The organism is Streptomyces sp. NPDC088812 (assembly GCF_044750285.1).
Classification (GTDB): domain Bacteria; phylum Actinomycetota; class Actinomycetes; order Streptomycetales; family Streptomycetaceae; genus Streptomyces.
The window spans coordinates 1-1,130 of the sequence record NZ_JBIVJP010000093.1 but is presented as its reverse complement, the minus strand read 5'-3'; the positions used below and the strand labels follow the sequence as shown (position 1 = coordinate 1,130).

General features: G+C 71.9%; 1 protein-coding gene and 1 pseudogene. One reads left to right on the top strand and one right to left on the bottom strand.

Features of this window, described 5'->3' with window-relative positions; all coding sequences use genetic code 11:
* Positions 1-509 (top strand): annotated as a pseudogene (locus tag ACIP67_RS43425) (hypothetical protein); the annotation flags it as partial.
* Between the two features lie 24 nt (positions 510-533).
* On the opposite strand, the gene ACIP67_RS43420 reads toward ACIP67_RS43425, so the two are convergent.
* Positions 534-947 (bottom strand): DUF805 domain-containing protein, encoded by a 414-nt coding sequence (locus ACIP67_RS43420; RefSeq protein ID WP_350748472.1) that lies wholly within the window; start codon positions 945-947, stop codon positions 534-536.
* Positions 948-1,130 lie beyond the last annotated feature (183 nt).

The window sequence follows — 1,130 nt, the reverse complement described above, 5'->3', positions numbered from 1 at the left end:
ACTCGCCCATCGTCCTGGGGGACTACAAGGTCGAGGAGGAGCCGACGGGGGCCGTCGAGCGGCCCACGGAGATCGCCCTCATCGACACCCGCACCGATGAGCTCACCACCGTGGACCTCGGCTCCTCCTACTGGTTCCGCTCGCTCGGCCGTGCCGAGGACGGCTCCGCGGTCGTGCTGACCTACGACGGCGAGGTCAACGTGATCGACGAGGAGACCGGTGAGGTCACCGCCGAGTACCCGGTGATCGAGCCGTGGAAGGAGAAGGACGAGTGGCAGGAGCCCGGGCCGATCCTGAAGGTGGCCGGGAACACCGCCTACGTCACCGACGCGGAGGCCCAGAAGCTCGTGGCCGTCGACCTGGAGACCGGTGAGACCGTCCTGGAGAAGGACCTGGAGTCCGCCCCGGTCGAGATGGCCGTGGTCACCGGCCAGCCGGAGTCCGTGAAGCCCGAGGAGGCCGCGGACGCCGAGTCCGGGCACGACGAGCACACCGACCACGATCACTGATCGGGCCGGACATGGCGGCGGGGGTCAGCGCGTCGCGGCCGTGGCCCCCGCCGGAACCGGGTCCGACGCATCGGCGAGGTGTCCGAGGCGTGGGGCGGACGGCTGGAGCACGAACACGAGGAGTGTGAGCGGGCCGACGAGCGGCACCAGCCCGAGGAACAGCCACGCGCGGCTGAAGCCGGCGTCGTGGAGGCGCCGGGCGAGCAGGGCGAGCGAGGGGAGTGCGTGCGTGATCCCCACCAGGAGGACGGCCGCGTCGCGGAGGGGCAGGTCCGGGGAGCCGAGGATGAACACGTCCAGGGCGGTGGACACGAAGTGAACGGCGTTCTGCAGGAGCCCCACGTAGAGTGCTGCGAGCCAGAAGTCGGCGCGGGAGGTGCGCCCGCTGAACTGCGCGTAGCCGGCGTAGTAGCGGCGGATGGCCTGAAGCATGGTCATGGTCCGGCCCTCAGTCCTGCCGAGGGGACGCCAGCAGCCCCTGTGCCGCGACGATCACGAGCATCGCAGCCCCCGCTGCGGCCGCACCCGCGGGCCCGGCCACGGGATCGCCGAGAGCCGCGAGTGCGGCACCGGCGAGCCCCAGCACCGCCATCGCCCCGCCGATCCACCAGAACACCGGGG

What these genes read in the sequence shown, in the direction of transcription:
- ACIP67_RS43420 (WP_350748472.1), bottom strand. Translation starts at nt 947, where the DNA reads ATGACCATGCTTCAGGCCATCCGCCGCTACTACGCCGGCTACGCGCAG.